Origin of the sequence: Roseovarius sp. EL26 (assembly GCF_900327775.1) — a bacterium.
In the GTDB taxonomy this organism is placed as follows: domain Bacteria; phylum Pseudomonadota; class Alphaproteobacteria; order Rhodobacterales; family Rhodobacteraceae; genus Roseovarius.
This window is the reverse complement of record NZ_OUMZ01000007.1, coordinates 79,136-102,783: the sequence shown is the minus strand read 5'-3', so window position 1 is coordinate 102,783 and position 23,648 is coordinate 79,136. Positions and strand designations below refer to the sequence as shown.

The following is a 23,648-nucleotide window of genomic DNA, read 5'->3' as shown; positions in this document are numbered from 1 at the left end:
CCGCAGATATGACAGGTTTCCATTCCTCCCCGACTGATTGTGGAGGAATTAATGTCCCAATCCTGTTCTCACCGCATTACGGTTTGCACCTCTTGCCGCCACAAAGACAAGACCAACCGCCCCGGTTATGAGTTGATCGCGCAATTGCGCGCCGCTCTCGCGGCGGCTGGTGACGATTTGCCCGCAAGTTTCGACATTGCCGAAGTGGCCTGTATGGCGGGGTGCAGCCGCCCTTGCACGGTGGCCTATCACGGTAAAAACAAAGCGACCTATCTTTTTGGCGATATAGAGCCTGACCACGACATCGCAGATCTGATCACCTTTGCGCAGCAATACGCTACGCTTGATGACGGCTGGTGTAGTTCACTGGATCGCCCTGGAAAGCTCCGCAAGTCCACACTCGCCCGCATTCCCGCTGCCTTTCAGGCTTTGCAAGACAGCTTGGAGAAAGCCTCATGAAGGCTGCATCACTCAAGATCGATCAGGTCGCGTTCGCCCCCCACCGCCGTAGCCCGCTCTTGCTGCATGAGACAAGCTTTGATCTTCAAGCCGGACAAGTCATGGGCGTAGTGGGCCCCAATGGCGCGGGCAAAACCACGTTGCTACGTCTGATCTATGGCTTCCATCGGCCCTTACGCGGGAAAATCCTGATTGACGACATATCGCTCAATGCGCTGTCCCACCGTCAGGTGGCCCGCAAGGTTGCTGCGGTTCTGCAAGAACAACCCACTGATTTCGCTCTGACCGTGCGCGAAATCGTCGCCTTGGGCCGGGTACCCCATCGCCAGGGATTTGCCCGTCCCGGACAACATGACGCTCAGGTGATCGAGAACGCGCTCGACCGGCTGGGATTGCGCAATCTGGCAGGGCGCAGCCTGTCCACACTGTCGGGCGGTGAACGTCAGCGGGTGATGGTCGCGCGCGCGCTGGCACAGGAACCCCAAATTCTGGTGCTTGATGAACCAACCAACCACCTCGACATCCGCCATCAGCTTGAGGTGCTGCAATTGATCAGCGAGCTGGACCTGACCATCATAACCTCGCTGCACGATCTGAACCTTGCCAGCGATATCTGTGACCGCATTCTCGTCCTCAAAAACGGGCAACCGCAGGGTTTTGGCCATCCTGATGACGTCCTTCAGGATGCCATCGTCGCGGACACCTTTCAGGTTCACGCCCGACGCGAAGAGCTGAGCATCAGTCGCAAGCCCTATCTGTCTTACCAACTTCCATCCACATCGACTCAACTAGAGGAACTTCAATGAAAACATCCGCTTTCGCTTTTGGCCTGTCCGTTATTGCCGGATCAGCCCTTGCCGAAACCACCGTTCAAAGCTGTGACCGCGAGGTCACTTTTAAGACTCCACCCAAGGCCGCCATTTCAAACGATGTCAACCTGACCGAAATGATGCTGGTTCTGGGCCTTGCGGATCGCATGGTCGGTTACACCGGCATTTCTGGTTGGAAAACGCTGGACGAAGAGATGCGCCATGGCATCGACGCCTTGCCAGAGCTGTCCGCTAAATACCCCTCCAAAGAGGTTCTGGTCGGTGCCGATGCCGACTTCTTCTTCGCAGGCTGGAACTATGGCATGAAAGTCGGCGGCGAGGTCACCCCCGAAACCCTCGCCCCGTTTGATATCAAGGTCTACGAGCTAACCGAAAGCTGCATCCACATCGGAGAAAAAGCCAAGGTCAGCATGAATGACATGTACAACGACCTGATGAACCTCGGCAAAATCTTTGCCGTCGAAGATAAAGCCGCAGAATTGGTTGATGGTTACAAGGCTGAGTTGGCAGACTTTACCGCATCCCTGAACACGGGCGACAACGCCCTGCGCGTCTTCGTCTACGACAGCGGCGAAGACACCCCCTTTACTGCCGGGCGCTACGCCATGCCAACCGCTCTGATCGAAGCGGCAGGCGGCCGGAACATCATGGATGACTTTGAAAAAAGCTGGGCTACCGTCACATGGGAAGAGGTGGTCGAACGCAATCCCGAGGTTGTGGTGATCGTGAACTACGGCAATGTCACTGCCGAAGAAAAGCGCGCCTTCATGATGAACAACCCGGCCTTCGCTGATATCGACGCGGTGAAAAATGACCGCTTCGTCGTTTTGGAATATGTCGAGGCCACCCCCGGCCCACGCAACATCAAGGCCGTTCAGAAACTCGCCCAAGGGTTCTGGGGCAAATAATGTCTCAGGGACAACCCCGCAAACCACTGCCTTTGTGGCTGGTCACCCTCGGGTGTCTCGTTGCCTTGGGGTTGTCCCTCTCCTTTGCCATTTCAGTGGGTGCCGTTTCCGTGCCCATTGCCACCGTTTGGGATGTGTTTTTCCATAAGATCGGTTTTGATTTGGGTGACCCAACATGGTCCAAGGGCCGCGCTGCCATCGTCTGGGAGATCCGCTTTCCCCGCGCACTGCTGGCGGTGATGGTCGGGGCCGGGCTGGCCGTCGTCGGCGCCTCCCTACAGGCCGTCACCCGCAACCCACTCGCTGATCCGCATCTTCTGGGCATTTCATCAGGCGGGGCGTTTGGCGCCATTCTGGCTCTCTTGCATACCGGACTGTTTCTGGGCCTCCTGACCGTGCCCCTGCTGGCCTTTTTTGGTGCCCTTATGGCAACTCTCTTGGTATTGGCCGTTTCGCATTTTACCGCATCAACCACGGCGGACCGGCTGGTCCTGACCGGTGTGGCCGTGTCCTTTGTCATCATGGCTGGCGCGAACGTTCTGATCTTCCTAGGCGATCCGCGCGCCACCCATACTGTGGTATTCTGGATGCTTGGCGGGCTTGGCTTGGCTCAGTGGTCGCACCTGATCTACCCACTGGTGATCCTTTTACTGTGTGGCGCATGGCTCTGGCTGCAAGCCCCGCGCCTCAACGCCATGACCGTGGGCGATGAAACCGCTTCAACCCTTGGCATTCCCGTGGCGCGCTTTCGCCTTGCGGTCTTCGTCTTTGGAGCATTGATTACAGGCGTGATGGTCGCCTTTTCCGGCCTGATCGGCTTTGTCGGCCTGATGGTACCTCATATCGTGCGCCTGTTAGTCGGCGGTGATAACGCCCGCGTCCTGCCTGTGTCAGCCCTCATAGGTGGGATTTTCTTGCTCTGGGCTGATATTGCAGCCCGTACCCTCATCGCACCCGAAGATATGCCCATCGGAATTGTCACCGGTCTGATCGGCGGGCTGTTCTTTATCGTTTTGCTAGGCCGCAGGTAGCGCTCAACGCCGGGGCTCAAACTCTATGTATAGCGTCAAAACCAACAAAACTGGCATCTGAGCCCTTGATAGACTCAGTTCTCATCTGTATCTGATCCTTATGACACAGATTATTGACATGGATGACCGCGCACGCCTGCCATGGCGCTTCTTCGGCGCTGGCCTGACCATTCTCGCCCGCCTATAGGGCGCATGTACGGCCCCGACCATCTTTGTCACACCTGAATTTCACTATACATCGGAGAGGACCCATGTCCCCCAAAACGCTCTATGATAAAATCTGGGATGCCCACGTCGTTCACGAGGCTGAAGACGGCACCTGTCTTTTGTATATTGACCGGCACCTGGTTCACGAAGTCACCAGCCCGCAGGCCTTTGAAGGGCTGCGTATGGCAGGCCGCCCCGTGCGCGCACCGGACAAAACGATTGCCGTACCCGATCACAACGTGCCGACCACGCTGGATCGCGCCAAAGGCATCGACAACGAGGAAAGCCGCATTCAAGTCGAAGCGCTGGATAAGAACGCCAAGGATTTCGGCATTCACTACTATCCGGTTTCCGACGTGCGTCAGGGCATTGTCCACATTGTTGGCCCTGAACAAGGCTGGACCCTGCCCGGCATGACCGTTGTTTGCGGCGATAGCCACACTGCTACGCATGGTGCTTTCGGCGCGCTGGCGCACGGCATCGGCACATCCGAGGTTGAACATGTTCTGGCCACGCAGACGCTGATCCAGAAGAAATCGAAAAACATGAAGGTCGAAATCACCGGGCAGTTGAACCCCGGTGTAACCGCCAAAGACATCACCCTTGCCGTGATCGGTGAAACCGGCACCGCTGGTGGCACCGGCTATGTGATCGAATACTGTGGTGAAGCCATTCAGGCCCTCAGCATGGAAGGGCGGATGACCGTCTGCAACATGGCGATTGAGGGTGGCGCACGCGCTGGCCTGATCGCACCTGACCAAACCACCTATGACTATGTCAATGGCCGGGCACATGCACCAAAGGGTGCGCAGTGGGAAGCCGCGCTAAACTGGTGGAAAACGCTCTTCACCGAAAACGGCGCACATTTCGACAAGGTCGTCACCCTCAAAGGTGAAGACATTCAGCCAGTTGTGACATGGGGCACCTCGCCCGAGGATGTTTTGCCAATCACCGCGACAGTTCCAAGCCCAGACGATTTCCAAGGTGGCAAAGTTGATGCAGCCCGCCGTTCAATCGAATACATGGGTCTGACCCCCGGTCAGAAACTGACAGATATTGCCATCGATACGGTTTTCATCGGCTCGTGCACAAACGGCCGGATCGAAGATCTGCGCGCTGCGGCTGAGATCCTGAAGGGCAAAAAGGTCAAGGACGGCATGCGTGCCATGGTCGTTCCCGGCTCTGGCCTTGTTCGGGCCCAAGCCGAGGAAGAGGGCCTTGCCGATGTCTTCCGTGACGCGGGCTTTGAATGGCGTTTGGCCGGTTGTTCCATGTGTCTGGCGATGAACCCTGATCAGCTGTCCGAGGGCGAGCGCTGTGCCTCAACTTCGAACCGCAACTTTGAGGGGCGCCAAGGCTACAAAGGTCGCACCCATTTGGTCAGCCCAGCCATGGCAGCAGCAGCAGCCCTGACTGGCCACCTGACCGACATCCGCGATCTGATTTAACGCAACGTTCTCTTCACAACCCCTGTGTAGAGCGTGAAAACATGTGTGGAGGTTAACCCTTTTGGTCGACCTCCACACTTCCCATGTCTGTATCAGCTGCAGCATCCCGCCGCGGCAAGCACCGCATCCCGGGCAACCGGAATGCAGGAAAGGAGCACAGATATGATCCGCGTTATTCTTCCAACCATTGTTGCCTTTGCCAGCCTGATGACCGTTTGGGGCATGACAGCCCTATCGTTTGCCTGACATCTTTTTCGACATTTAAAATTCCATCCGCCGGCCTAAGTTCGGCGGATGTTTGTGTATTAAGAACGGATCAGATAGTGTCTGTTTTCAATGAATTCCGGTGGAAACACCAATGCGGTTTCTTTCTAGGCTGAGTATTTAAATGACCGAAGATATCAGTGCTTCAAACAGTCCAAGACGCCCCAAAGTCCTGATCATCGCAGAAGCTGCAAATCCTGAGCGTGTCAGTGTGCCGCTCATTGGCTGGTCCCTGACCGAGGCCCTACGGCAGGTGGCCGATATTCATCTCGTAACGCAAATCAGAAATCGCGAAGCGATCTTGCGCGCGGGCTGGATTGAAGGACAGGACTTCACATGCATCGACACCGAAGCGGTTATGATACCAGTCACAAAAATCGCGGGCAAACTGCGCGGCGGAGCGAACAAAGGCTGGACCACCGTTGCAGCGGCCGCCAGCCTGGCCTACCCATATTTTGAACACCTGATCTGGAAAAAGTTTGGCGCCGACATCATGCAGGGTCAGTATGATATTGTGCACCGGGTCACGCCAGTATCGCCCACCTCAAACAGCTCGCTAGCCAAGAAATGCAAAAAACATAATGTGCCATTTGTCCTGGGGCCGCTTAATGGCGGGGTCCCTTGGCCCAAGGAATTTCGCCAAGAGCAAGTTAAAGAACGTGAATGGCTGTCCTTTGTGCGCTCAATGTACAAATTGAATCCCGCACGCCAGAGCATGCTGAAAAACACGGCCGCCATTCTTGCAGGATCAAAGTTTACCCAATCAGAGATTCCTCAGGAACACAGCGACCGCGTCATTTACCTGCCCGAGAACGCACTTGATTTGTCGCGTTTCAGTCTGGAATCAAAGGCATTCAAAGGTGGGCCATTGCAGGCCTGCTTCATCGGGCGGCTCGTGCCATACAAAGGCGCCGATATGATGTTGGAAGCGATTGTGCCGCTGTTAAAGGACAACAAATTGATCGTCGATATTATCGGCGATGGACCTGAAATGCCCCACCTCAAGGAAATCGCAAGTCAGAATGCAATTGAGGATCACGTCACATTTCATGGCTGGACCGAGCATAAGGACGTTCAGAATATCGCCTCGCAAAGCCAATTGCTTTTGTTCCCCTCCATTCGGGAATTCGGCGGAGGTGTCGTGCTGGAGGCGATGAAAATGGGGCTGGTCCCGGTTATCTGCGATTACGCAGGCCCCGGAGAGCTGGTGAACGCTGACACTGGATACAAGATCCCCATGGGCAGCCGCCAAGATATTATCCGTGACTTTGGACAAGTGGTACAGGATATTTGCGCATCACCTGAACAGCTGGCCGCAAAATCACAGGCCGGGCAGGCGTTTGTGATGGACAACTTCACCTGGAGCGCCAAGGCCCGGCAAATTTCCGAAGTTTATAAGTGGGTTTTAAACGGTGGGAAACGGCCGCAGCCCTTTACGAACGGCTGAAATGGTGGTTTTTAGCCAGCTAAGCAAACGAATCCTTAACTTCTACAGAAGGGCATAAAGGGTGGATAAATTCGAAAAATTGCACGGCATCGCCGCGCCAATGCCATTGGTCAACATCGATACCGATATGATCATTCCAAAGGTGTTTCTGAAAACCATCAAGCGCTCAGGCCTTGGTGTGAACCTGTTTGATGAAATGCGCTTTGATCGCGAAGGCAACGAGCTGCCTGATTTCGTGCTGAACAAACCGCAATACCGTGACGCTCAGATCTTAGTTGCAGGTGACAACTTTGGTTGCGGCTCTTCCCGCGAACACGCGCCATGGGCCATTGCTGATTTCGGAATCAAATGTGTCATCTCGACATCCTTTGCCGACATCTTTTTCAATAACTGCTTCAAAAACGGTATCTTGCCAATTGTTCTGCCTCAGGAACAAGTCGCTGTACTGATGGGTGACGCGGAAAAAGGTGCCAATGCACGCATGACCGTTGATCTTGAGGCCCAGGAAATCACCACATCCGAAGGGGAAACAATCGCTTTCGAAGTGGATGCATTCAAGAAACATTGCTTGCTAAATGGTCTAGATGATATCGGCCTGACGCTGGAAAAAGCCTCTTCAATTGACACCTATGAAGGTCAAAACAATACACAGCGCCCCTGGGTGTAACTCACGATGCGCGAAATAACGCCGCCTGTACAGCTTCAGGCGGTGTTATGTTGACCCCTCACACTCAGAAACAGTATGTTGCTAGGCAGCACCCTAATTTGCCACCCACATTAGGGCCGCCAATCCACGCAACCCCTACATTCAGTAGGCCAACACAAGATTGCCCAATTTCTGCACCCATTTTGATGCATTCTCGCACCAACTTGACCATCGATTCGCCTGAAAACTGAAGTCTTTGTTACCAAAGCCTTGAGATGTAAGTTGAAAGTAAGCAAAAGTTGTATGAGAACCAAAACAGCCGCCAATTGTGGCAAGCTCATCAAGGGACAGTGGTACAACAGTACTGCGCGGCAAGCCAGTTCGAAGGGAAACGGGCGGTGATTCCACGTTTAGTGAGTGCCTTGTTACGTGCCATGTTGGTGGCACTCCTGATAGCCGCCCCATCGCTGCTGTTGGTAAATACGGGCGCAGACACAGCTCAGGTTGTTGTAGTTCTCGCTATTCTTGCTTCTGTTTTGACCTTTATTGAATATTACGGTCGCTATCCCAGCTTTATCGAATTCCGCTTTGCAGCGCCGGTCAACCGGCTGAAGTTCACGGCACTGTTGATTACTATCGTATTGCTGTCACTCATTTTGCGCGGGCAAACCAACCCAACCGGTTGGACAACTGCAATCACAAATCTGGGTGATGGATTGGGCCGCGTTATGGACTTTCCTTACTCACCCGTTCGCCTTGTTCTATTGATGCTTCCTCCGGAAACAGACGCTCAGACGATCTCTTTGATCCGAACCTCAGCAGGCATTGCCTATATGGTTTCATTCACAATGATGTTCGTCTTCTTGTCCATGGTCCGCTTGTTCGATTGGCCTGTACGCAAGGGCGCGTTCAACGTCTGGATCAACTTGCCTTTGTTTGATCCGACACGTGGCGATGTTCTGGAACGCCTGAAACGTGACGCGTCTCTTAACCTTGTGTTAGGGTTTCTTCTGCCATTCTTTATCCCATTCGCGGTGAACGCGGCGTCCAGCACGATCGACCCGCTTTCGTTGAACCATCCGCAAACCCTGATCTGGACGATAACAGCATGGGCCTTTCTACCTGCAAGCCTCCTGATGCGCGGAATCGCGATCAGTCGCATTGCAGGGCTGATCGAAGAGAAACGCCGCCGCGCCTACGCCCAGCATACCGATGCCAAAGCCTTACAAAGCGCCTAATCACTGCCTGTTTAACAAGCGCAGTATTTTGCACAGCCCCTCAAGCCGATCCAGTCAGAATAGCAACCTATAACACCGGACTTTCCCGCGATGGTCCCGGTTTGTTGTTACGCGACATTGCGAGTGGCGCAGACCCACAGGTCACCGCACTCACAGCAGTGATATCAAAAGTTCAGCCAGATATTTTGTTGCTTCAAAGCATCGATTATGACCTCGACCTGCATGCTCTCACAGCCTTCAATGCAACCCTGTCTGAGGCCGGCCAACACTATCCATATATATTCTCGTCTCTCCCCAACACAGGAATGCAAACCGGGCTCGATATGGATCTTGATGGTCGTTTTATAAATGCAAAAGACGCCCAAAGTTTTGGGGCGTTCTCGGGGCAAAAAGGCATGGCCATTCTATCGCGTTACCCCATCATGACAGATGACGTTCAGGATTATTCAGACGTTCTGTGGAAGGATATTCCCGCATCTCTGCTGCTAGATATCAACGAAGCACAAGGTCTGACATCAGCAATACGCGACATTCAGCGTTTATCCTATGTCGCCCACTGGGTTGTGCCGATCAACGTTCAATCACACACCTTAACCTTGCTCGCCTTCCATGCCAGCCCACCGGTGTTTGATGGCCCCGAAGACCGCAACGGCCGACGCAACCATGATGAATTGCGCTTTTGGCAACTCTATATGGACGGCGCTTTCGACACACCCCCAGAGCATACTTTCGTCCTTTTGGGCGATGCCAACCTTGACCCGGTAGATAGCGAGGGCCGCAAAGAGGCAATCCGCGCTCTCCTGCAAGACCCGCGCCTGCAAGATCCCTCACCGCACCGTAGTTTCCCCGTCTCGGCACAGACTGGGCAACGTGGTGATCCGATGCTTGATACGGTTCATTGGCCCAAATTGGATTCCATGCGGGTGGATTACATCCTGCCCTCGTCTGACTTGCAGGTCCTTGCCTCAGGCGTCTATTGGCCCGATGACACCACCCCCAACGGCCAAACCGCAGCAATCGCCAGCCGTCACCGGCTGGTTTGGGTCGATATTGCGCTTGATTAGCCGCATAAAACCCCACATTCCTTGACCCTTCCATAGCTTCGCGTTACGCCCTGCAAAACCATCGCGATGACAAGGATTTCCCATGAGCACCAATACCCTTCTTATTCTTCCCGGTGACGGCATCGGCCCCGAGGTCATGGCCGAGGTTCGCAAAGTCATCGGCTGGTTCGACGAAAACCGTGGCCTGAGCTTTGACGTCAGCGAAGATCTGGTTGGTGGTGCGGCATATGACGCCCACGGTGTTCCCCTGCATGACGACACGATGGCGCGCGCGCAAGAAGTTGACGCCGTTCTGCTCGGTGCCGTTGGCGGGCCAAAATATGACGATCTCGACTTCTCGGTCAAACCCGAACGCGGGTTGCTGCGCCTGCGCAAGGAAATGGATCTTTATTCCAACCTGCGCCCGGCCCAATGTTTTGACGCACTGGCCGACTTCAGCAGCCTGAAAAAAGACATCGTCGCTGGTCTGGATATCATGATCCTGCGCGAGCTGACCTCGGGCGTTTATTTCGGAGAGCCGCGCGGTATCTTTGAAGAAGGCAACGAGCGCGTCGGCATCAACACGCAACGCTACACTGAATCCGAGATTGAGCGTGCCGCCCGTTCCGCGTTTGAGCTGGCCATGCGTCGCGGCAAAAAAGTCTGCTCGATGGAAAAAGCCAACGTCATGGAATCCGGCATTCTGTGGCGCGAGGTCACGACCCGTGTGGCCAAAGACTATCCCGAGGTCGAACTCAGCCATATGTACGCCGACAACGGCGCGATGCAGCTGGTGCGCGCGCCCAAGCAGTTCGACGTGATCTTCACTGACAACCTCTTTGGTGACATCCTGTCCGACTGCGCCGCAATGCTGACCGGCTCGCTTGGCATGCTGCCCTCAGCCTCGCTTGGTGCCCCAATGGAAAACGGTCGTCCCAAGGCATTGTATGAGCCCGTACACGGCTCCGCCCCAGACATCACCGGCCAAGGCAAAGCCAACCCCATCGCCTGCGTGCTCAGCTTCGCCATGGCCCTGCGCTACAGCTTTGACCAAGGCGACGAGGCCACCCGCCTGGAACAGGCCATCGAGGCCGTGCTGGCCAAAGGCCTGCGCACTGGTGATCTTTTGGGCGCCGAAGGCGGCTCCCCCATCTCCACCTCAGAAATGGGCGACGCTATCATCGAGGCGCTGCAAGAGAGCTTGGGTTAAGACATTAAGCATAGAAATGCATAGAGGCGGCCTCATCATCGGGCCGCCTCCTTCATTACATGATGAAGATCAATGAAAGTCTGCTCTGAACCCAGTATATCGAATACTGTGCCACAATCCGACGACTACTTTGCGCAGATAGCGACCTTTGCAAAGTCGCCTACAGGTCAAATGTAATATTAAATATATAAGTTGTTCTGACGTTTTACCTGATAATTTCGGCTTTGATCAGTTTAGCTCTGGCGACATCCAGTATTTTGTACCTGCGGCGCTTGCAGCAACGCGCCAGCCCTTTTTGTCGAGCACAAAAAAGGAGCGACCATCTATGAACCTGACAGCCTCTCCGGACTGATCATCGCCATGCATCGTGGAAGTCTCAGCTGTTGCATCATATCCATCAACGATGAACTTGGTGTAATCACCCGGTGTTTCGAACATGATTACAAACTGGGATTCAAATCCTCCAATGCCAAGGGCCGCTCCAACCCCACCTGTGGCCATATTCATATACGTTTTGGAGCTATCCTCTTTAGATATTGCGACGCCCCGCCCATAACCAGCAGAAACGGGAAAGATGGTCACTTTGCGACTGTCAAAAATCGCATATCCAGCGCTGATATCATACATTGCGGCAGCATCCGCACTTTGCGCTAAAAGCTGAGCAAGAATCTCATTTGACATGACATCAAGCTTGGCACGGGTTTCTTCAGGGGTAGCCTCGTTCGTTGCCATTTCCGTTGTAGACTTTACTGTGTCCCCAACAATTCCCACACCTTTGTCAATTGTGTCTCCAACACGTTCCGCCCCCTGACCTACGGCTTCCGCTGCATCCTCTGCACCTTTCTGGATTTTGCCCAGTATGCCATCTGCCATAGCCGGATTTGCAAGGCATAAGAGTGTTATAGCGGAGTAAACGAATCCATGCATTTTCTTATCTCCCGCATCGACGCTTTTCACATTGAAATTAGCATGTGTTTTGCAGGTTATAACCCGTAAAAATTTTACTGAAACTTTTAAGTCTAACTCAGCATGGACTTGCTATATCAAACACGCTTGGGCCTCTAGGAACAAACCGCATTCAGCTATTGTAGGTCAATACTGATCCTTGCGCCTGACCCAAGCCATCGGAAATTCAAGAGCGTCTTCGTTTCGGCCCTCCGGCGTCATATCGATTAAGTGATAGGTGCCGATCAATGCCATTGAGGCTATCCATCAAGAAAGAACAGCTTGGGCCACCCGCCTCGAACAAGCCATCGAAGCGGCACTCGCCAAAGGCCTGCACACAGGTGACCTGCTCGGCGCCGAAGGTGGCTCGCCGATCTCCACCTCAGAAATGGGCGACGCCATCATCGAAGCCCTGCAAGAGAGCCTGAGCTAAGCTGAACAGCATCGATTTCATAGAAGGCGGCCCCAGAGGCCACCTTTTTCATTGATTGATACCGTTCAGCGAGAGGCGAAAATAAGTCATTTTGACCGTGTATATTCTCCATAGGAAATACTAAAATATCGCCGATACTCGCATAGGAATAATTGAAATGGATTTTCTACGAGCATTGATGGTGAGTTTTTTAAGCTCAACGTTCGCTTGCGGAAGCGCCATGGCTTGTATTGCATCCATGGATCAAGATTTGAAAAACATCAAAAATGCTGATGTCGTTGTTATAGGTAAACTACGAAACTATCAGATCGTAACAGACACCATGGCTACCGACGCGGCCCGCCAACAACAACAATATTTTGAAGGCCTATCGGACGAGTCGAAGGATGACGATGTCAATGAAACCAAAATTACAATCAACTACGCACGTTTCGAGATAGACGTTGATGAGGTTTTGCTTGGCAATGTAAGCGAAACTCTAACTGCTATTTGGCCAAATTATGCATTTATTGAATCAGGAATGACACCTAATGCTCCGTTCCTGATTGCTCTTCGACGTTCTACGAAGTCAACGCCCTCACTCAGAGGGCAAACTGTTTGGATGGTACACGGGAGCTATTGCACAGGGTCGTTCTTTTTTGCAGGAGCTAGCACCGATGCCGCAACAGTTAGAGAGCTTTTGGGTTCGATGTCGGAGTGAAGTCTAAGCGACCTTGCTGTTTCCTTCTTTGTTTATAATGAAGCGCAACTCCATCCGCGTGACGAAAATTTGCCCTATTGGTGGTGAGTCGAATACCCTTGAATTATCTTTTAGGGCCACCTTTCACTCAAACATAATCAATCAATTCTGCATCTTTGCGCAGGTACAGCGGATGCTTGGCCGAACCATCTTTGTTCCGCGCAAAGCAACGCAGGGGTTTGCCAGTGCTGCGCATCCCTGCAACCACCTCATCAATCACCGGCTGATACCGCTTGTGCAGCTTGCCATAGGCCAGCACGATCAACTCGCTCTCTTCGGCCATGCCTTGCAGGTACGGGATGTTCTCAACACTGCAGGCCTCTGCCGGGTCCACCGGCAGATCCTTGGGCGAGGTTGCCCGCCAATCCAGCACGTTGCCTTTCAGGTAGCGATTGAACCCCCAGCGACGGGAAAAATCCAACTCGCGATGGCAGGTCGGGTCCGACACGCTCGCATCCGCCACAGATGGGTTCATGCCAATAAACAGAATGGTGCGGGCACTCTCGCCCTCAACCGTCCACTCCCGTGTCAGCGCCTGTCTGTATTTGCCACAATCTGAAAACCGCGCGCCGCCGATCACCCCATCAGGCAGCTTTAGCCGTACTTTTCCACCGGGATCATGCTGTTCTTCCGGCGCACTCATGCTTATTCCCCCGAGGACGTGTTGAACACGCGGCTAGGGTGCAGCTCTCCGGCTTTGTACCGGCCCACAGCCACCGCCTGCCCATCCAAAGCGCCCCAGCATTCATCGCCGTATTCAACGTCCGATGCAAACACCATCCCTGGGTTTCCATTGCGCAGCTTCGCCGCCCCTTCAGGCGTGCAATTCACCATCGGCAGATCTGCCAGACCTTCTTCCAACGGGCGCAAATACGTGTCTAATTCAGGCGACTGCGCCATTGCATCGATTTGCTCAATCGTCAAACCATCTTTGACCTCAAACGGCCCTGACCAGACCCGGCGCAACCATTGCACATGGCCATAACAGCCCAGCGCCTGCCCCAGATCCCGCGCGATGGAACGGACATATCCGCCCTTGCCACAGGTCATCTCAAGCACCGCGTGATCCGCATCCGGGCGATCCTTCAAAAGCAACTCTTCGACCCACAAAGGGCGTGCAGCCAATTCAACATCTTCGCCATCACGGGCCAGTTTATACGCCCGCTGGCCATCAACCTTAACGGCGGAAAACTTCGGCGGCACCTGCATGATATCGCCAAGAAACGCGCCCAACTCGGCCTTGATCGCCTCATCATCCGGACGCACATCGCTCTCGGCAATCACTTCGCCTTCGGTATCATCGGTATTGGTGGCCTGCCCCAACCGGACAGAAAACTCATAAGCCTTCAATGCATCGGTAATATAGGGCACGGTCTTGGTCGCCTCGCCCAAAGCCACGGCCAAAACGCCGGTTGCCTCAGGGTCCAACGTGCCCGCATGACCAGCCTTTTTCGCCTGCAATGCCCAGCGCACTTTGTTCACCACCGAGGTCGAGGTCATGCCAGCAGGTTTATCCACCACCAGCCAACCCGATATATCGCGGCCCTTGCGTTTACGTCCCATCACAGTCTTCCAGCTTTAAATATTGAACACGCGGGCTAACAACCTGAGCGCACCGCGTCAATCACTCAACCGGGGCCACAACCCCAACAATCGGCCCCATCGGAAAGCCCCCGTCATGCCGCCCCAGATCAGGCGCATAGAGCTTTGAGATATTGCCGTCGAAATAGAGCGCCTGCGGCGTCTTCAGTTCATCACGAAACAGCACGCCAAATTCATGAAACGTCACCGGCGCATGGGACATCACAAACCATGCGGTTGTCCCATCCTCCGAGGTACCAACCCCATTGCGCACAAAGCGGCTGTCACTGTCGGGCAAAAACCGCGGATGCAACTTGCCATCAATCACCAGCATCGGCCCGGACTGCGTGGCAAAGCGACACTCGGGTTGCTCAGCCTGAAACCGCTTGGTTTCAGACACTAGCGCGGCCCCCTCCTGAATGCAGAGAACCCCGTTTGGCAACAGACCAAAATTTCCCGGCCCGGCCGAGGCGATGACGCGCATCTGCTCCTCGCCCTCTTCGACATAATGTCCCACCGGACTACGATCCTGATGGTACATCCCTGCATTCATCGCAAACCGCAGCGCTTTGCCTTGATCCGACACAAGCGCATCAACATTGCCAAAACTGCCTAACACATCACCGGTTTCAGGGTGATTGAGGAACAGACGCAACTCTTCCGCTTCAACATCGACCTTGCAAACGCTGTAATCGCGGCCATCGTGCTGCAGCACGTTACATTCAACGGCCATAGCCGGCCCAGCAATCAAGCCCGCCAACGCCGCCGCTGCAACCCGCCAGCGCATTGCGCTACTCTTCCTCGGTATCGCGACGTACATCGTCTTGCGAAAACAGGCGGCGGGTCTCATCCATCTGGTCAAAAGTCGTATCAACCCGAAACCGCAGATCAGGCGCATATTTCAACGCCAGTTTTTTGCCGATCATCCGGCGCAGCTCGCCTTTGTTGCGCGCCAGCAAGGCAACCACATCTTCCTGCCCGGTTCCCCCCAATGGCAAAACATAAGCTGTTGCCACTTTTAGGTCCGGTGAAATTCGCACTTCGCCCACAGTCACAGACATCCGGTTCAAATCCGGGTCATGGACATCCCCACGCGCCAACACATCGGACAATGTCCGGCGGATCAATTCCCCCACCCGCAGCTGACGCTGCGACGGTCCGGGGCCATCATGAAACTTGTTCTTTCCCATGCGCTGCATTTAGTGCCTAACTCGACCTTTGCCAAGCGATGATCGGCACGCTAAGAGAGGCACAAAGCGTAAAGGAGACCCCCAATGACCGATTTGCCAGGGATTGTGGTTACAGGCGCCTCAGGCCGTATGGGCCAGATGCTGATCCAGACCATCACCCAAAGCGACCGCGCCCGCCTTGTCGGCGCTGTTGAACGCACCGGCCATGACTGGGTTGGTCGCGATGTGGGCGAGTGCATGAATGCCGGACATTTGGGTGTCACCGTCACAGATGACCCGCTGGAAGCCTTTGCCAAAGCGCAGGTTGTGATCGATTTCACCGCCCCCGCCGCAACAATCGAGTTTGCCAATCTGGCCGCACAGGCCCGTGCCGTTCACGTCATCGGCACCACCGGCATGACCGATGAGGACCTCGCAGCTCTCAAACCTGCCGCGCGCCATGCGATCATCGTACGTGCCGGCAACATGAGCCTCGGCGTCAACCTGCTCACCTTGCTGACCAAAAAGGTCGCCGCCGCGCTGGACGAAGATTTCGATATCGAGATTATCGAATCACATCACAATCAAAAGGTCGACGCGCCATCCGGCACGGCCCTCATGCTGGGCGAAGCCGCCGCAGAAGGGCGCGGCGTTAACCTTGATGACGCCTCAGATCGCGGCCGCGACGGCATCACCGGTGCCCGCATCCCCGGTCAAATCGGATTTCACGCCATTCGTGGGGGTGACATTGTCGGCGAACACGATGTCCTGTTTGCCGCCGCTGGTGAACGCATCACCCTACGCCACGTCGCCAGTGACCGCGCGGTTTTTGCCCGTGGAGCCCTTAAAGCTGCCCTTTGGGGATTGGGCAAAAAACCCGGTGAATACAATATGTTAGATGTTCTTGGGCTGAACGACGACTGACCTACAGAAAATATCAGTCAGAACATTCAAATCGCTTCGGGCTACTCGCTGCCTGACTGCGCCCCTGCAACCAGATCTGTATTTACAAAGGCTCAACCGCGTCTGGATGTATTGTACATCAACCCACAAGACGGGCCGGTGTATACGTAACGCGAACAAAATATGACGCTACGGCAATATTGTCCTAAATATGGCGCTTTTTAGGCAAAATCATTGCCAAGGCCGCCAGCGTCCATTAAGTTCTCGCCAATATTTACGAGTATACTGGAGAGTTACAATGTATAAGACCATTGCAGCCATTGCGGTTGCCACAGCTACATTTGCAAGCGCCGCCAGCGCAGCAACATTAAGCGGCACATTTTCAATTGATATCTATCAGCGGACAAACGTAGACGCCGCAGGCGCCTCTGCTACGTTAGCAAATGTCGCCGCAGCCGGTGCCAAGCTGGATACAATCACCTATACGGGTGACATCGATTTCGGAACGTTTAACGGCAGCGACTCCACCACAATTGGGCAGTGGCTCGCCACTGGTGTAAACGGCAGTGTTCTTGGGTTGAGCGCCGCGACCTCCATCCTGCAGCTCAGCAAGCCTGATATTGGTTCGAACTCAGCAACCGCAACGTTCTTCGATATCACCGCAACATTTGCATCAGCATTCGATTCGGTTATTCGCCACGATGACGGGATTACCCTGTTCGATGACGGTGTCCAGCGCGTGACGTCCTCAGCTCCGACAGTTGTAAAAAACACCTTTGCCGATGGCGTAAATGCCTTTGACGGCGGCGAATGGCGTCTGCTTTACGTTGCAACAAACGGTGATCCATCAGTTTTGAAAGTCACCGGTGACAATGTTCCAACGATTCCACTGCCTGCAGGCTTGCCTTTGATGTTTGCTGGTCTGGGTGGTTTGGCCCTGCTGCGTCGCCGCAGCAACAGCTGAAATCAGAAAATCTGATTTAACGATTAAAAGCGGCGTTATCGCCGCTTTTTTCATTTGATCGGGCTGCTATCTTACTTCGGCGCAACGGTTCATTTAACGGCGCATTTAAAACGTCGCTCAAAAATCAACGGCAATGCCCTTTTTCTCCCAATCCCCATAACGCACGGGTTCGGGCCCATCTTTGCGTCCGCCCAATTCCTTGGGCATCTCGGCGGCTTCCGCTTGTTTGCGTCGTTCTTCAGCTTCAGCCAGCGCACGAATGGCAGCAGGCGGCAGATCTGTTTTCTCAGGCTCCATAGGCGGGCTTCCTTTGTCTATGTCCCCCTGATATATGCCACGCCTGACCAGACGCCAAGGACCATACCATGACATCACACCGGCCTTCTGCCCGACGCAGCGCAGTTTACCTGCTGGACCAGATCATTGGCGAAGGTCGCCTGATGTCCGAAATCGCAAACGATCGCACGTTCAAAGGCCTTAATGCCGCTGAACGCGCCACCGCGCAACGCCTCGCGACCGAAACTCTTCGCGGATTGGACCGGGCTGACCGTCTGCTCAATCGCCAACTGCGCAAGCCACCTGCTCTGCATGTGATGAACGCCCTGCGTCTTGGCACGGTTGAATTGTGCAATGGCGGCGACGCCCACGGCGTGGTCAGCGAATTAGTTGGCCTGGTCAGTCGCAATCCCCGCTATGGCAAGCAAAAGGGTCTGGTCAACGCCGTCCTACGCAAAATGGCGGGCGACGCCGGTAAGCCATGGAAAGACCTGCGCATCCCCCGGATGCCAAGCTGGCTTCGTGATCCACTGGTTGAGGGGTATGGGAACGGCGCTATCAATGCGATTGAAAGAGTTCAATTTGCAAGCCCGCCTCTGGACCTGACCCCAAAATCCGACCCTGCCGCCGTTGCAAAAGCCATCGGTGGCACGTTGCTGCCCAGCGGATCCGTTCGCCTGTCCGATGCGGGTCAAGTGTCGGCCCTGCCCGGATATAAGACCGGAGATTGGTGGGTGCAAGATGCTGCCGCAGCCCTGCCTGCACAGGTCCTGAACCCGCAAAATGGCGAGCAAATCCTCGACCTTTGCGCCGCACCGGGCGGCAAAACCATGCAACTGGCCGCCGCCGGGGCCGAGATCACCGCTTTGGACGTTTCCGAACGCCGTCTGGAGCGCGTACAGGAAAACCTCACCCGCACTGGCCTTTCTGCCACGCTTATCGCAGGCGACGCGCTGGAACACGAAGGCACGTACGATGCCATTCTGCTCGATGCCCCCTGCTCCGCCACCGGCACCATCCGCCGCCATCCCGACCTGCCCTATGCCAAAGACGGATCAGAATTTGGCGAACTCATCGGGTTGCAATCGGCCATGCTGGATCACGCCCTAACCCTGCTCAAACCCGGCGGGCGGCTGGTCTATTGCACGTGCTCGTTGCTGCCAGACGAGGGTGAATGCCAGATCGAAGAGCTGCTGGAACGCACGCCGAACCTAAAAATCGACCGCGATGCCCTCAGCCAACCCGGCATTGACCCGGCTTGGGTTACCCCAGAAGGCGGCTTGCGCCTGCGTCCAGACTATTGGGCTGATCAGGGCGGCATGGACGGGTTCTACATCGCCTGCATTCGCACCTGACCGGCAAAGCTCTCGAGCGGAATCACGGCCGCAGGCCACCGCTCGACCACTATCCCGCGGCCAGGCTTTCGGCACCTAACCCGCATTGACAGCTAACCCCCTGACGTTCCATGCTTTGATCCTAGAAATCATCGAAGGATCGCCCCATGCCGTCACCCGATCTGATCATTATCAATGCCCAACTCCTGACGATGAATTCTAACAGGCCCCGGGCACAGGCCATCGCCATCACGCGTGGGAAAATCACCGAGGTGGGCTCAGACGATCAGATCAGATCCCTGATGACGCCGAACACCGAGGTCATCGATGCAAAGGGTGGCACGGTCCTTCCCGGTTTCATCGACAGCCACGTGCACCTGTTCCAAGGCTCGGCTGAGCTGGATTTCCTGCCCGTAGGCGGCAAAACACACCTATCAGAAATCCGCCAAGATGTCCTCGACTACGCCACTGCCCGCCCAGACGAACCCCTCGTGCTGGGCACCGGGGCCTTCTATGATCTGTTCATCGGCGTCGACAAAGACCCCCGTAACCTACTGGATGAGATCCTGCCTGACCGGCCGTTCGCCCTTTTGGGTGCAGACCTGCACACCGTCTGGGCCAACACTGCCGCATTGGGAAAAGCCGGGTTACTGAACGGGGCTGACATGCCCGAGGGCAGCACTGTAGTCATGGGTGACGATGGCCTTGCCAACGGCATTCTGCACGAAACCGGTGCCTTCGGCCCTGTCCTCGCGCTGTCGCGCACTGGCGGGCGCGACATGCTCGGCTATGTCACCGGGGCCGATCCCATTCCGCCCGCCACGCCCGAAGAGCGCGCCGCCGACAAGGCGCTTCTGCTCAAAGGCTTGGATCACTGTGCTGCCCACGGCATCACCACGCTCCACAATATGGATGGCAACAATTATCAACTGGAACTGCTGAGCGAGCTGGAGAAAGAGGGCAAACTCAAATGCAGGGTTCAGGTTCCGTTTCACCTCAAAAACTTCGATCCCATTGAACGGCTCGATGAAGCCGCCGAGATGCACCGCAAATACAGTTCTGACATGGTCTGGTCCGGCCGGGTCAAGATGTTCATGGACGGCGTTTTTGAATCGCGCACAGCGTTGGTCACCCGCCCATTCCCGGATGCCCCAGAGAGCATCGGCGAAGCCGCGTTTGAGCCCGACCACTTCAACGCTGCCTGCATCAAGGTCGACGCCATGGGCCTGCAGCTTAGTACCCACGCCGTCGGAGATCTGGCGGTACGAAGGGTCATTGACGGCTATGAGGCCGCCGCCAAAGCCAACGGCACGCGCGACGCCCGCCACCGGGTCGAACATATCGAACTAATCACCGATCAGGATATACCGCGCCTCAAAGAGCTTGCAATCGTCGCCTCAATGCAACCGCGCCATGCGCCTTTCGCCGGTTTTTTTGAGCCGGTAGAGCCGGATACTACACTGTTCTCCCATGAATACGGCCATTGCTGCCCATGGCGACGCATTCGCGACGCTGGTATTGCCCTGACCTTTTCCACCGACTGGCCCGTGGTGCCAGTGGATGTGATGGCCAACATTCAATGTGCGGTCACCCCTCTCGATCTGGGTGACGACTGGATGGACCAAAGCCAAACCTTGATGGAGACATTAGAATCCTACACCGCCAAAAATGCTTGGCTCGGCTTCAAAGAAAATCAGCAAGGCAAGCTTGCGCCGGGCTACGATGCGGATATCGTGATGCTCAAAGGTGATATTGAAACAACGCAACCAAACGATTTAGGCGGGCTTGGTATCGCCATGACAATATGTGCAGGACGAATTACCTATGACATTAGACACTAAAGTGATCCGACCATGATTGGTGGCATCCTCATCTGCCTTGCCGCCGTTACCTACGGTCTTTTGGCCAACCGACTATCGCAAACCCCCATTACAGCTCCAATAATCTTTATCTCACTCGGTGCGATGTTGGCGACAAGCGGCGCGCTCTCCACGACAGAGATCAATCACTTTCTGCACCCACTTGCAGAATTTGCATTGGTCGTGGTTCTCTTTCTGGACGCCGCAAAAACAGATTTCAAAGCTCTTGAGCGCCGCCATATCTGGCCGCAGCGTATGCTGCTTCTCGGTCTACCCCTCGCAATCATTTTCGGGACCTTGGCCTTCTACGCCATTCTGCCCGGATGGCCGCTGGCAATGGTCGCCTTGGCTGCCGCTGTTTTGTCGCCCACCGATGCCGCATTGGGTCAGGCTGTGGTCTCAAACACAGCCGTGCCAGAACGCGAACGCCGCGCCCTGACAGTCGAAAGCGGGTTGAACGATGGTATGGCCCTTCCCATCATTTTGATGCTGACCTCTCTGGTCGCCATCGAAGTCAGCTCCGAAGGAGGCGGGCAGTGGTTGTTGTTCGGCCTCAAACAAATCACGCTCGGCCCTCTTGTCGGGGCGATTGTCGGAACCGTGGCCGGAATCGCGCTCCTCAAGGCCAAAGCCAATGGCACCACGTCCGAGGCTTATGAGGGCGCAGCCGCACTGGCCATTGCCGGCGGTGCATATCTGTTGGCGAATTACGTTGGCGGCAACGGCTTCATCGCAACATTTGTTGCCGGACTCTGCTTTGGCCACAAGATTCAAGGGCAATGCCCCTTTGTCTACGAATTCGCCGAGGGTGATGGTCAAATTCTTACTTGGACGGCCTTCTTGTTCATCGGTGCGGGTCTGGTGCCCGACGCGATTTCTCATCTGACATGGCCAATGTTCATCGCCATCATCGTCAGCCTGTTCATCGTCCGCCCACTGGCGATCTGGATCTCTTTGATTGGCACCGATGCCCCACCAGTAACACGGTTATTTTTCGGCTGGTTCGGACCACGCGGTCTGGCCACCGCACTCTTCGCACTTTTGGTGTTACATGAACTCCCCGAGGACGCCGGACACGGCTTGCTGATGCTCGCTGCCAACGCCGTCTGGATCAGCGCATTGCTGCACGGCATCACCTCGGCCCCCGCCGCCCGATGGTACGGAAAGATCAGCCAACTCAAGGATGGCTGATCTCTGGTTTTGACCAAAACCGATTTGTGTACATAACCCGCGTACAGGCTGTACAACCTGTACGCAAATTACGCCTCAGCGTGTTGCTTTGCCAAGCCCTCGACCATGTCGCGGACATGCTCCAACGGTGGGCAGGACCGGCGGCTTTCCAGATTGACATGCAGCATGAACTGATCACAGGTCGCCAGCAATTCGCCATCGCTTTCGCGCTTCATTTCGTGGAAACAGCGCAGTTTCTTGCCCTCGCCCAATGTGATCTTGCTTTCAACAGTCACCTGCTCTCCAGCGTGGCTTTCAACCAGATATTTTACCGTGGTCTCGGCTGTGAAATAACTATTTCCAGCCTCGATATACTCTGCATTTGCACCAACGTGATTCATCACAGCATCGGCCGCATCACTGAAAATCTGACCGTAGCGCCCCTCGTTCATATGGCCATTGTAATCGGTCCAATCCACTGGAATTGAACGCTTCACTGTGATCAACGGCCCGGAATCATCCAGCTTGGGGCGTAGGCTTTCCTGGTGATCATTGATCAACCGGCCCGCAGCATTCCCCTGCTGTTTCAACGCGCGCATCATCGCAATCAAGTTGTTGTCGCGCTTACGCTCCAGCTCGCGAATTGTCAGATGACCAGACTGCGCATCAGACTGATCCGCGATCATATCAACCAGCTCATCCGTGAAATCAGGCACATCCATCAGTTTGGTCCATGGCCATTTCAGCGCCGGGCCAAACTGCGCCATAAAGTGACGCATGCCGGCCTCGCCACCCGCCACGCGGTAGGTTTCAAACAGGCCCATCTGCGCCCAGCGGATACCAAAACCATACCGAATTGCGTTGTCGATTTCCTCGGTTGTAGCAATGCCATCCTTGACCAACCACAATGCCTCGCGCCAGACCGCTTCAAGGAACCGGTCCGCGATATGTGCGTCGATTTCCTTTTGAACTCGCAAGGGATAAAGGCCAATAGAAGTCAGTATTTCTATTGCATTTTCAACAGCTTGTCCTGATGTCGCCTCCGACGGAACAACCTCGATCAACGGCAAAAGATAGACCGGGTTGAACGGGTGCGTGACCATGATCTGCCCGGGAATTTGCGCGCCTTCTTGTAGCTCCGATGGCTTGAACCCGCTGGTGGATGAACCAATTGGCACAGCCGCATTAGCACTTTGCACCTCGGTCAGAACCTTGTGCTTAAGCTCCAACCTTTCGCTGACACTTTCCTGCACCCACTGTGCATCTGCCACGGCATCAGAAATGCTACTGCAGAACCGCAAATTACCCTCGGCGGGCAGCGCATAATCATAAAGCATTGGCAGGGCATGGCGCGCATTTGCCATCACTTCGGCGATCTTGCGTTCTGCCTCGGGGTCCGGATCAAAGACATTCACGTCCCAACCATTAAGCAAGAATCGTGCCGCCCATCCGCCGCCGATCACACCGCCGCCTATAATTGCTGCTGTTTTGGTCATCGCATCATCCTTTGCGCATGTTTCGGATCGCCTGCTGCCATGGGCCGC

The 23,648-nt window shown here is 55.1% G+C and carries 24 protein-coding genes and 1 pseudogene; 17 read left to right on the top strand and 8 right to left on the bottom strand.

Going from position 1 to position 23,648, the window contains the following annotated elements:
* Window positions 1–51: 51 nt before the first annotated feature.
* From D9A02_RS08290 to leuB, 10 genes are all read left to right on the top strand, one after another.
* Window positions 52–459, top strand: coding sequence for a DUF1636 domain-containing protein (locus D9A02_RS08290; RefSeq protein WP_120500537.1), 408 nt, complete (start codon window positions 52–54; stop codon window positions 457–459).
* Complete coding sequence (locus tag D9A02_RS08285; RefSeq protein ID WP_120500536.1) at window positions 456–1,265, top strand: ABC transporter ATP-binding protein; 810 nt, start codon at window positions 456–458, stop codon at window positions 1,263–1,265. The genes D9A02_RS08290 and D9A02_RS08285 overlap by 4 nt, the downstream gene beginning before the upstream one ends.
* Entirely contained in the window at window positions 1,262–2,197 is a 936-nt protein-coding gene (locus D9A02_RS08280; RefSeq protein ID WP_120500535.1) for an ABC transporter substrate-binding protein, read from the top strand. The genes D9A02_RS08285 and D9A02_RS08280 overlap by 4 nt, the downstream gene beginning before the upstream one ends.
* A complete protein-coding gene (locus D9A02_RS08275) occupies window positions 2,197–3,228 on the top strand; it encodes an iron ABC transporter permease (RefSeq protein WP_120500534.1) in 1,032 nt (343 codons plus the stop codon). Before D9A02_RS08280 ends, D9A02_RS08275 begins: the two co-directional genes overlap by 1 nt.
* A gap of 251 nt (window positions 3,229–3,479) precedes the next feature.
* Window positions 3,480–4,883, top strand: coding sequence for a 3-isopropylmalate dehydratase large subunit (gene leuC / locus D9A02_RS08265; RefSeq protein WP_120500532.1), 1,404 nt, complete (start codon window positions 3,480–3,482; stop codon window positions 4,881–4,883).
* Window positions 4,884–5,271: 388 nt separating this feature from the next.
* Window positions 5,272–6,594, top strand: a complete 1,323-nt coding sequence (locus D9A02_RS08260; RefSeq protein WP_120500531.1) for a glycosyltransferase family 4 protein — start codon at window positions 5,272–5,274, stop codon at window positions 6,592–6,594.
* Window positions 6,595–6,655: 61 nt separating this feature from the next.
* Complete coding sequence (gene leuD / locus D9A02_RS08255; protein WP_120500530.1) at window positions 6,656–7,261, top strand: 3-isopropylmalate dehydratase small subunit; 606 nt, start codon at window positions 6,656–6,658, stop codon at window positions 7,259–7,261.
* A gap of 377 nt (window positions 7,262–7,638) precedes the next feature.
* Complete coding sequence (locus D9A02_RS08250) at window positions 7,639–8,478, top strand: hypothetical protein (RefSeq protein ID WP_254054590.1); 840 nt, start codon at window positions 7,639–7,641, stop codon at window positions 8,476–8,478.
* Window positions 8,478–9,542, top strand: coding sequence for an endonuclease/exonuclease/phosphatase family protein (locus tag D9A02_RS08245; RefSeq protein ID WP_367946763.1), 1,065 nt, complete (start codon window positions 8,478–8,480; stop codon window positions 9,540–9,542). Before D9A02_RS08250 ends, D9A02_RS08245 begins: the two co-directional genes overlap by 1 nt.
* A gap of 82 nt (window positions 9,543–9,624) precedes the next feature.
* Complete coding sequence (leuB, locus tag D9A02_RS08240) at window positions 9,625–10,731, top strand: 3-isopropylmalate dehydrogenase (RefSeq protein ID WP_120500528.1); 1,107 nt, start codon at window positions 9,625–9,627, stop codon at window positions 10,729–10,731.
* Between the two features lie 228 nt (window positions 10,732–10,959).
* On the opposite strand, the gene D9A02_RS08235 is transcribed toward leuB, so the two are convergent.
* Both D9A02_RS08235 and D9A02_RS19555 read right to left on the bottom strand, forming a co-directional pair.
* A complete protein-coding gene (locus D9A02_RS08235) occupies window positions 10,960–11,658 on the bottom strand; it encodes a hypothetical protein (protein ID WP_162933009.1) in 699 nt (232 codons plus the stop codon).
* Between the two features lie 165 nt (window positions 11,659–11,823).
* The gene (locus tag D9A02_RS19555) at window positions 11,824–11,898 is read right to left on the bottom strand and encodes a hypothetical protein (RefSeq protein ID WP_367946762.1); all 75 of its coding nucleotides are present in this window, start codon (window positions 11,896–11,898) and stop codon (window positions 11,824–11,826) included.
* Between the two features lie 64 nt (window positions 11,899–11,962).
* On the opposite strand from D9A02_RS19555, the pseudogene D9A02_RS19195 reads away from it, so the two are divergent.
* Together D9A02_RS19195 and D9A02_RS08225 are read left to right on the top strand one after the other, a co-directional pair.
* Window positions 11,963–12,109 (top strand): annotated as a pseudogene (locus tag D9A02_RS19195) (3-isopropylmalate dehydrogenase); the annotation flags it as partial.
* A gap of 157 nt (window positions 12,110–12,266) precedes the next feature.
* Window positions 12,267–12,809 carry a hypothetical protein gene (locus tag D9A02_RS08225; protein WP_162933007.1) on the top strand — a complete coding sequence of 181 codons (543 nt, stop codon included), beginning with the start codon at window positions 12,267–12,269 and terminating at the stop codon, window positions 12,807–12,809.
* A gap of 127 nt (window positions 12,810–12,936) precedes the next feature.
* Here D9A02_RS08225 and D9A02_RS08220 read toward each other — a convergent pair whose 3' ends face one another.
* The 4 genes from D9A02_RS08220 to rbfA form a co-directional block, all read right to left on the bottom strand.
* A complete protein-coding gene (locus D9A02_RS08220) occupies window positions 12,937–13,491 on the bottom strand; it encodes a DUF1643 domain-containing protein (RefSeq protein ID WP_254054588.1) in 555 nt (184 codons plus the stop codon).
* A 2-nt stretch (window positions 13,492–13,493) separates the two neighbouring features.
* The gene (gene truB, locus D9A02_RS08215; protein WP_120500523.1) at window positions 13,494–14,411 is read right to left on the bottom strand and encodes a tRNA pseudouridine(55) synthase TruB; all 918 of its coding nucleotides are present in this window, start codon (window positions 14,409–14,411) and stop codon (window positions 13,494–13,496) included.
* A 61-nt stretch (window positions 14,412–14,472) separates the two neighbouring features.
* Window positions 14,473–15,216 (bottom strand): phosphodiester glycosidase family protein, encoded by a 744-nt coding sequence (locus D9A02_RS08210; RefSeq protein ID WP_120500522.1) that lies wholly within the window; start codon window positions 15,214–15,216, stop codon window positions 14,473–14,475.
* 4 nt (window positions 15,217–15,220) lie between these two features.
* On the bottom strand, window positions 15,221–15,619 hold the full coding sequence (rbfA, locus tag D9A02_RS08205) for a 30S ribosome-binding factor RbfA (RefSeq protein WP_120502444.1): 399 nt from the start codon (window positions 15,617–15,619) through the stop codon (window positions 15,221–15,223).
* Window positions 15,620–15,703: 84 nt separating this feature from the next.
* On the opposite strand from rbfA, the gene dapB reads away from it, so the two are divergent.
* Complete coding sequence (gene dapB, locus D9A02_RS08200; RefSeq protein ID WP_120500521.1) at window positions 15,704–16,522, top strand: 4-hydroxy-tetrahydrodipicolinate reductase; 819 nt, start codon at window positions 15,704–15,706, stop codon at window positions 16,520–16,522.
* Between the two features lie 277 nt (window positions 16,523–16,799).
* Window positions 16,800–17,465: a VPLPA-CTERM sorting domain-containing protein gene (locus D9A02_RS08195; RefSeq protein ID WP_162933006.1), complete on the top strand. Its 666-nt coding sequence runs from the start codon at window positions 16,800–16,802 to the stop codon at window positions 17,463–17,465.
* 117 nt (window positions 17,466–17,582) lie between these two features.
* Here D9A02_RS08195 and D9A02_RS08190 read toward each other — a convergent pair whose 3' ends face one another.
* Window positions 17,583–17,762, bottom strand: a complete 180-nt coding sequence (locus D9A02_RS08190; protein WP_120500519.1) for a DUF1674 domain-containing protein — start codon at window positions 17,760–17,762, stop codon at window positions 17,583–17,585.
* Between the two features lie 68 nt (window positions 17,763–17,830).
* Here D9A02_RS08190 and D9A02_RS08185 point away from each other — a divergent pair, with 68 nt between their 5' ends.
* The 3 genes from D9A02_RS08185 (at window position 17,831) to D9A02_RS08175 (ending at window position 22,125) form a co-directional block, all read left to right on the top strand.
* Entirely contained in the window at window positions 17,831–19,096 is a 1,266-nt protein-coding gene (locus D9A02_RS08185) for an RsmB/NOP family class I SAM-dependent RNA methyltransferase (protein WP_120500518.1), read from the top strand.
* Window positions 19,097–19,242: 146 nt separating this feature from the next.
* Window positions 19,243–20,916, top strand: a complete 1,674-nt coding sequence (locus D9A02_RS08180) for an amidohydrolase (protein ID WP_120500517.1) — start codon at window positions 19,243–19,245, stop codon at window positions 20,914–20,916.
* A 12-nt stretch (window positions 20,917–20,928) separates the two neighbouring features.
* On the top strand, window positions 20,929–22,125 hold the full coding sequence (locus D9A02_RS08175) for a sodium:proton antiporter (protein ID WP_120500516.1): 1,197 nt from the start codon (window positions 20,929–20,931) through the stop codon (window positions 22,123–22,125).
* Window positions 22,126–22,193: 68 nt separating this feature from the next.
* Here the strand turns inward: D9A02_RS08175 and D9A02_RS08170 are convergent, their stop codons facing one another.
* Window positions 22,194–23,600 carry a carnitine 3-dehydrogenase gene (locus D9A02_RS08170; protein ID WP_120500515.1) on the bottom strand — a complete coding sequence of 469 codons (1,407 nt, stop codon included), beginning with the start codon at window positions 23,598–23,600 and terminating at the stop codon, window positions 22,194–22,196.
* Window positions 23,601–23,648: the final 48 nt, after the last annotated feature.

What these genes read in the sequence shown, in the direction of transcription:
- D9A02_RS08290 (WP_120500537.1), top strand. Translation starts at nt 52, where the DNA reads ATGTCCCAATCCTGTTCTCACCGCATTACGGTTTGCACCTCTTGCCGC.
- D9A02_RS08285 (WP_120500536.1), top strand. Translation starts at nt 456, where the DNA reads ATGAAGGCTGCATCACTCAAGATCGATCAGGTCGCGTTCGCCCCCCAC.
- D9A02_RS08280 (WP_120500535.1), top strand. Translation starts at nt 1,262, where the DNA reads ATGAAAACATCCGCTTTCGCTTTTGGCCTGTCCGTTATTGCCGGATCA.
- D9A02_RS08275 (WP_120500534.1), top strand. Translation starts at nt 2,197, where the DNA reads ATGTCTCAGGGACAACCCCGCAAACCACTGCCTTTGTGGCTGGTCACC.
- leuC (WP_120500532.1), top strand. Translation starts at nt 3,480, where the DNA reads ATGTCCCCCAAAACGCTCTATGATAAAATCTGGGATGCCCACGTCGTT.
- D9A02_RS08260 (WP_120500531.1), top strand. Translation starts at nt 5,272, where the DNA reads ATGACCGAAGATATCAGTGCTTCAAACAGTCCAAGACGCCCCAAAGTC.
- leuB (WP_120500528.1), top strand. Translation starts at nt 9,625, where the DNA reads ATGAGCACCAATACCCTTCTTATTCTTCCCGGTGACGGCATCGGCCCC.
- D9A02_RS08235 (WP_162933009.1), bottom strand. Translation starts at nt 11,658, where the DNA reads ATGCATGGATTCGTTTACTCCGCTATAACACTCTTATGCCTTGCAAAT.
- D9A02_RS08225 (WP_162933007.1), top strand. Translation starts at nt 12,267, where the DNA reads ATGGATTTTCTACGAGCATTGATGGTGAGTTTTTTAAGCTCAACGTTC.
- D9A02_RS08220 (WP_254054588.1), bottom strand. Translation starts at nt 13,491, where the DNA reads ATGAGTGCGCCGGAAGAACAGCATGATCCCGGTGGAAAAGTACGGCTA.
- truB (WP_120500523.1), bottom strand. Translation starts at nt 14,411, where the DNA reads ATGGGACGTAAACGCAAGGGCCGCGATATATCGGGTTGGCTGGTGGTG.
- D9A02_RS08210 (WP_120500522.1), bottom strand. Translation starts at nt 15,216, where the DNA reads ATGCGCTGGCGGGTTGCAGCGGCGGCGTTGGCGGGCTTGATTGCTGGG.
- rbfA (WP_120502444.1), bottom strand. Translation starts at nt 15,619, where the DNA reads ATGGGAAAGAACAAGTTTCATGATGGCCCCGGACCGTCGCAGCGTCAG.
- dapB (WP_120500521.1), top strand. Translation starts at nt 15,704, where the DNA reads ATGACCGATTTGCCAGGGATTGTGGTTACAGGCGCCTCAGGCCGTATG.
- D9A02_RS08195 (WP_162933006.1), top strand. Translation starts at nt 16,800, where the DNA reads ATGTATAAGACCATTGCAGCCATTGCGGTTGCCACAGCTACATTTGCA.
- D9A02_RS08190 (WP_120500519.1), bottom strand. Translation starts at nt 17,762, where the DNA reads ATGGAGCCTGAGAAAACAGATCTGCCGCCTGCTGCCATTCGTGCGCTG.
- D9A02_RS08185 (WP_120500518.1), top strand. Translation starts at nt 17,831, where the DNA reads ATGACATCACACCGGCCTTCTGCCCGACGCAGCGCAGTTTACCTGCTG.
- D9A02_RS08180 (WP_120500517.1), top strand. Translation starts at nt 19,243, where the DNA reads ATGCCGTCACCCGATCTGATCATTATCAATGCCCAACTCCTGACGATG.
- D9A02_RS08175 (WP_120500516.1), top strand. Translation starts at nt 20,929, where the DNA reads ATGATTGGTGGCATCCTCATCTGCCTTGCCGCCGTTACCTACGGTCTT.
- D9A02_RS08170 (WP_120500515.1), bottom strand. Translation starts at nt 23,600, where the DNA reads ATGACCAAAACAGCAGCAATTATAGGCGGCGGTGTGATCGGCGGCGGA.